Annotated in this window: 7 protein-coding genes; all 7 read left to right on the forward strand. The window is 41.1% G+C overall.

The genetic code is table 11. From position 1 onward, the window contains the following. The first annotated feature begins 569 nt into the window (after nucleotides 1–569). Genes ENN47_00460 through ENN47_00490 form a run of 7 tightly spaced genes read left to right on the forward strand, consistent with a single transcriptional unit; the run spans nucleotide 570 to nucleotide 5,849 of the window. Nucleotides 570–2,150 carry a hypothetical protein gene (locus tag ENN47_00460; GenBank protein ID HDP76663.1) on the forward strand — a complete coding sequence of 527 codons (1,581 nt, stop codon included), beginning with the start codon at nucleotides 570–572 and terminating at the stop codon, nucleotides 2,148–2,150. Between the two features lie 49 nt (nucleotides 2,151–2,199). Then, complete coding sequence (locus ENN47_00465) at nucleotides 2,200–2,484, forward strand: hypothetical protein (protein ID HDP76664.1); 285 nt, start codon at nucleotides 2,200–2,202, stop codon at nucleotides 2,482–2,484. Next, nucleotides 2,481–3,239, forward strand: coding sequence for a CRISPR-associated RAMP protein (locus ENN47_00470; protein HDP76665.1), 759 nt, complete (start codon nucleotides 2,481–2,483; stop codon nucleotides 3,237–3,239). Before ENN47_00465 ends, ENN47_00470 begins: the two co-directional genes overlap by 4 nt. After that, nucleotides 3,236–4,147, forward strand: a complete 912-nt coding sequence (locus tag ENN47_00475) for a hypothetical protein (protein ID HDP76666.1) — start codon at nucleotides 3,236–3,238, stop codon at nucleotides 4,145–4,147. Before ENN47_00470 ends, ENN47_00475 begins: the two co-directional genes overlap by 4 nt. 5 nt (nucleotides 4,148–4,152) lie before the next feature. Then, nucleotides 4,153–4,527: a hypothetical protein gene (locus ENN47_00480; GenBank protein ID HDP76667.1), complete on the forward strand. Its 375-nt coding sequence runs from the start codon at nucleotides 4,153–4,155 to the stop codon at nucleotides 4,525–4,527. Next, entirely contained in the window at nucleotides 4,520–5,404 is an 885-nt protein-coding gene (locus ENN47_00485; protein HDP76668.1) for a hypothetical protein, read from the forward strand. Before ENN47_00480 ends, ENN47_00485 begins: the two co-directional genes overlap by 8 nt. Beyond that, nucleotides 5,391–5,849 carry a hypothetical protein gene (locus ENN47_00490; protein HDP76669.1) on the forward strand — a complete coding sequence of 153 codons (459 nt, stop codon included), beginning with the start codon at nucleotides 5,391–5,393 and terminating at the stop codon, nucleotides 5,847–5,849. The genes ENN47_00485 and ENN47_00490 overlap by 14 nt, the downstream gene beginning before the upstream one ends. The last annotated feature ends 518 nt before the right edge of the window (nucleotides 5,850–6,367 follow it).

The raw sequence follows: 6,367 nt of genomic DNA on the forward strand, positions 1-6,367 counted from the left end.
GTATATGAAACACTCACCGAGAATATCGACAAAGAGTTCAAAGCACTCGGAATAGGTTTCTGCTGTGGAATGGCGCTGGTTCCAAAAAAGCTTCCAGTAAGATTCATTTTTGAAGTAGTTGAGGAATTGTTGAAATCAGCCAAAAAAGCTGCATACAAGGCTAACTACTCTAATCCCGGTAATTATGTTGCATTCAGAATGTTGCTTCAAAACTCTCTCAACCCTGTTCAGGAGCATTCTTTCACAGCTCCGGATGTTAGTCACCGGGTAAAGGAAATCCTAGGAAAAGGCTTGCCGATGAGTGAGTTTGAAGAGATTCTGCAAATCATAAGACAAGATGATCCTAGAAAATTCTCAAACTTCCTTCATAAGATAATTTCATGCATGATAGATGATCCTCTGGTGGCTAAGCTGAACATGAAATACTTCTTCGTTCATGGAGAAAGAACTCATGACTTCGGAAAAAGTATTGCGGAAATGATCAACAAGTACTTCTTGATAGGTGACACTTCAAAAACCGAAATTGAGAGCAGAGTGCTGGCTTTGATGGAACTCAGTAAAGCGATGTCATTGCAGAATGGGGTGAGAGCGTGATATACAACATCGAGGTTGAAACTAAATCGCCTCTACTTATTGGCTCGAGTTCGGGAAGCGATGTCTGGTCAAAGGACATTGCAATGAAGAAAAACCTTCCGATAATTCCAGGTTCTGCCATAAAGGGAGCATTTAGAGAAGTCTCACCAATGCTAAAGAGCGAATACGCAGCCGAAATCAACTCTCTTTTTGGCGATTCCGAAAACCAAGGGAAGCTTATATTTTCCGAACTGTCGGTTAAGTCACCGCACATCTCAAACCTATTCCTTGAGCGTACTCATATTTCTATGGATAGAAAGACAAGGACAGTAAGCAATAAGAAGCTGTTTAAGATACGTGCCGTGAATACTGGAGTAAAGTTCGAGGGAAATGTATTTGCAGTTTCACCTATGACTTCTAGCGAGGAGAAGGTTTTTGCTCTTTTACTCTCTCTCACAAAGAAACTTGGTTCAAAGAAGTCTGCTGGATACGGCTTTATAGACATCAGACTAACTGGCAAAGTCGAGAAAAGCAGCATAACGAATATTCCCCAAGCAAGAGTAGCACAGATAATATGCGAACCGATGGAACCTTTTCTGGTTACCTCGGAAAGAACAAAGTCTTACCTGTACAACTCTGCCAAATACATCCCGGGATCTACCCTAAGAGGAGCATACGCTGCACGATTCCCGAAAACCACTCAAGAATTCAAAGAGATATTTCTGCTGGAAAAAGTGAAATTCCCCAATCTGTATCCAATGATAAACGATGCCATCGCATATCTCTCGCCGGACTCGATTCTTAGGGCTAAGTATTCTGAAGACTCTGATGAAATATTCGATCAACTACTGTTTATACTAATATCCAGCATTGAGAATAGCAGAGGCAAGAAATTCTCCGTAAGAAACATTAGAGAAGGCAAGAGACTTGACCGAACCGGAAAATGGCATGTCCCGAGAATTGGAGTTTTTGATTCTGGAGAAGGCGATACGTCAACGCAGGTATCGCTTGACAGTAAGTTACGAAGTGCAAAGGATGGATCACTGAGAACTTATAATACGTATTTCCATAATAAAATGTCGGGGCTCTTCAGATCTGAGTCGGAATCACTTCTGAGTCTGCTCAATGAAGATTGGCTGTACATTGGTAATTCAAAGACCAGAGGATTTGGGCTTGTAAGAGTTGTGGAAATTAGAAAATACAACATCGATCTGACCGAAGAAATAAGGAGGTTCAATAAGAGTATCCAGAATGTTCTGCCCGGAGAAGATCGCACATTTGTTCCGATTCTTCTGACCTCGGATCTCATACTTCAGAAAGACGAAACCATAGAAATGCTAATGGGGAAAGAGTTCAAGCTTGTACTTAGTCTCTTGAAAACTTCTCATACGTCCGGTTGGTCTTCAGCCTCTAACACTCCTAAGGCTTTCCAGAACGTCGTTTCTGCAGGAACGGTTATTATCTACGACACTCATTTGTCAGTTGAAGAATCCGCCGAGATTCTTGAGAAGCTATACATAAAAGGTTTGGGAAAGTTCACCGGGTCTGGATACGGTCAGTTCGTTATCTATAAGTGAAGGAGGAATAGATATGATCAATGCTGATCAAAAGAGAAGGCTGGTTACTATGGCAGAGGAATACTATCAAAAAAACCAATTTAAGCCAGAAACAGACTCACAATTGCGAAGATTCAGTGAGGTTGCAAGACAAGCGTCTTGTATTGAGGAATTTGAGAACTTTATGAAGTACCAGATTGGAAGAAAACCTTCCCAGTTCAGAAAAGGGCTGATAGACGAGGTAGAAGAAGTCAAGAAATTCGCTAAAGAAGAACTTCTCGAAGCCATTTCACACTACTTCGGTTACATGGCAAGATTCGCTAAATTTGTCAAAGAAGGGAAGGGGAAGGAATGACATTCTTCGATACTTTTGTCAATCGGTATACTCTGGATATTGAGATAGAACTGGTGACCCCTCTTCATATTGGAGTAGGCAACCAATCAATCTCACCTCTAGATTCTGATAATGCAATAATGCGAATGCCTGACGGTAATGCAGTTATTCCGGGAGCGTCTCTGAAGGGAGTCTTTAGATCAAACCTTGAAGCAATTCTACGAATGAGCGGACTCTATGTTTGTGATAGCACTAATTCAACGTGTGGTTCCACTTCAAGCAATTCTTCAAATAAGGAATTGTATCAAGAAATAGAGAAAAGTTGTGAAGTATGTTCTCTTTTCGGTTCACAATCGATTTCTTCACACATTTACATAAGTGATGCCATAAGACGGGGCAACCCAGCTGAGAGTTTCACTTCGACTAGAGATGGTGTCATGATAAGAAGAGATACTGAAAACGCTGCAGGCGGTAGAAAATACGATTTTGAAGTAGTCAATCCTGGAACAGTCTTCGTTGGAGAAATATTGCTCGAGAACGTTAATGATTATCAAGTCGGATACGTATTGATGATTCTCGATCTAATGAACCAAGGATTTATTAGACTGGGAGGAAAGAAATCCGCCGGCCTCGGAAGAGTAAATGTAACGTTCAGCATTCAGAAGATCGACAAGAAAAGCATATTGGAAGAAAGTGGAGCGATCAAGCTCTCAGAACAGGCGATTGATAGTCTTAGGCTCGCTGCTAGAAATCACATGGCGGAGGTAATAATATGAGCACACTCTTTGGAGAACTCAGAAGCCACATAAAAATTGATTACTCACTCGAACCAAGAACAGCATTTGTAATACGAGCCGGCGGAGATTCGCCTGACCCAACAGCTCCCGACAATCCATTCGTCAGAATTAGTACACCTTACGGCTACTCTATTTATGTTCCTGGTAGTTCGATGAAGGGGGTTTTCAGAAGCCATATTGAAGGCATATTGAAGGCGATGTCAAAGGACGTGTGCGGGTTCTCCCATAAAAGGGGAGCTGACTGTGGAAAGAAGAAAATCGAGAAGGAAATCAAGATGATATTTCTCGAAAGTGAAGATGATGGCTTGCAAAGATATCAAAACTCCTGTTATTCATGCAAAATGTTCGGCTCAACTGCCGTTGGATCGATCGTCAAGTTCGATGATCTCTTTCCTTATAGGCCTGAAGATACCCCAGAAGAAAAGATGAAAGCGGTTACCGAAATCGAGAAGTATCTAAATATCAGACACGGAATAAAGATTGACAGGAAGTCTGGTTCTGTTGCAGGAGGTGCTCTTTACGATATAGAATGCCTCTCTGGTGGTAAGTTCTTCGGAAGTATATTTCTTAAAAATCCTGAAAGGTGGCAGCTCGCTTTGTTGTTCAAGACTTTTACACACATAAATCATGGTTATCAAAAAGCGGGCGGGCAAAAGTCGAGAGGCTTTGGCCATGTTCATCTTGAAATTGAAAAGATATCTTGCCTTTCAAAGTATAGGGATAAAATCGCTTTCTCCTCATTGGATGGAAACAGAGGATTTATAGACGATCCTTTGAGCGTAATCAAATCTTTGGATGTATTTCCACCATACAGTTTTGAGTTTTCAGGCGAGGCATTAGAGAAATTTGAATTAGACATCAACTCCACTCTTTCAAGAGCGTGGTGAGACAGTTGAACGACAGACTTGAGCATCTCGAAAGATTAAAAAGCACTGAAGGATTATTCTATGTGATCTTTAACGACTACATGGCTCTTCAACTCGACAAAATGAACCCCGGTGAAAGTATAGAGCTATTCAATAAACTGCATGATAGTTTCGATTACAATTTCTACTTCAGAGCTTTCAATGAGCATCTGGATTTTGTGTGGTTCTACGGAGATATCTATATCAGCGACAAAAAGAATAACAACGAAAGGGTTGTTTATCTAAGTAGCGGCATCAGAAAGAAGATACCCATTTCTAATCCCGTAATAAAGTTTGTCAGTGACCTTTCGATGCCTGGTGGTATGAGGTATATCAGAGTAGAGGAGGAGCCTGATGCCTGATTACAATGACTCTCCAAAGGGATATATGAGACTATTGATTCCCAAAAACATTTCTCATATTGAATCGAGGGAGTTTTCGCACATCGATTCACTAGGCAATAATCGTTTAAACGGAGTGCTTAGGCTCGAAGCGGTAACGCGGTCAAATACATGCTTCACTCAGGGAGATCTCCTGATGAAAGAGGGGAAAATAACCAATGTTCTATCGAGAGAAGGAACAAGAGTGCTAATCCCTGGGTCATCACTCAAAGGTGCTATACGTACATATGCGGAATTCCTTTCTAATTCGTGTGCTGGAAGTGGAACAGCTTCATGCACCGACAGACTTTGCATTGTTTGTTCAATGTTTGGTACTCTCGGAAAACTCGGTAGAGTCCAGTTTAACGACGTCCTTGTTGACGAAAGCAACTTGAAAATCACTGTTGTTTTAGGTCCTTCTCAATGGAAGGGGAATGCAACTCAAACAAACGTCGGCAAGATTTACTCTCATGTGTTTTCGGATACCGGAGAGAAAAACTCTGCATACGAAGTAATTGAACCTGGAAACAGTTTCAACATCGAAATAACTCTTAAGGGACTAACAAAGAAAGAATTTGGCCTCTTAGCCGTTGCTATGGGATTTTCTAGAAAGTGTTTTGCAGTGAAACTGGGAAGGGGCAAAAACATTGGATTTGGAAGCGTGGCTTTGAAACCGAAAAACTTCCTGAAAGTAACAGCTCTGGAGGAAACTCTTATCTCTGGTGAAAAACTCGCAGAACTCATTAATGATTGTGCTAATGTCTATCTTCAGAGTGTCAGTAGCGATAAAGTCATCATGGAAAATCTGGACAAAATCATAGAAGATTCAAGGATGGTGCTGCAACTTGAAGAGGGATAATTCATCGCTGATTGAACTTGCGTCCGAAACTGCAGATTTGCTTTTTAAAGCTAATAGAGGAGAGTTATCTAAGCCCGCTAAAACACTAATGGAGATCTCGAAGAAGTTCGGATTTGATGAGGCAAGGAAATTAGATCTGAATCAATATAGGAAAATAAGGACTGATGGCTCAGGAGATAATCTTCATACGATCATTAACAAGGTCAAAGAGTTATGTAGGATTCAAAAGCTTTCAAATAATGATATTCCCCGCTTCTTGGGATATCTGTCACGAGAACTGAAGTATTTTGAATCTGCCAAGGCAAATACTCAATCAGGCGCGCCTGAAAAAGGCGAAGAACGTAAGCCAACAGGTAATAAAAAAGGGCACGGTCCGAATAGACCAGTTAATGGTCCAGCTACTTACAGTCCCTTTGCAGACTTGAGAAAGAAGCTAGATAATTGACAGCGTCTTTCGCTGCTGTTTTTTTGTCCAGGTGCCTGCAAATTAATCGTGTGTGAATGGGCAAATCACTTATGCTCGGTTCCGCTTCTTCTGCTTGAGACTATTTGCGGAAATCCAAACTGAGTCCTGAAAGTATTTTCACATAATAATCAGAAGAAGACGACTCCTTCTACAAGAGAGGCCATAAGTTCCAAATGATCCTCTTGAGCAATTAACCTCGGAAGAAATCGCTCAATTTGCTAATCTCCCAAAAAAGTGTGATTATACACTTTGAGGTAGTCAACTGCTAATAAGTATCACTTCATTCTGAGAGTCTTTCAGAAACGCTTTCTCTATGCTTTTTTCGATTTGTTTTCAGGTTCTGTTTCGAAAGAACTTCTCACACGACCATGCGCAAAAAACTGGAGGTGATTATTTGAATGAACTCGAACCATTGAAGGTACTGTTGAGTTCAAGAGTGAAACACGCCATTTCCCTCGGGGCAAAGACCGTCGTCCTGAAAAACGCGAGCAAAGAAA

The sequence above is a fragment of the Mesotoga infera genome, assembly GCA_011045915.1.
Classification (GTDB): Bacteria; Thermotogota; Thermotogae; order Petrotogales; family Kosmotogaceae; genus Mesotoga; species Mesotoga infera_D.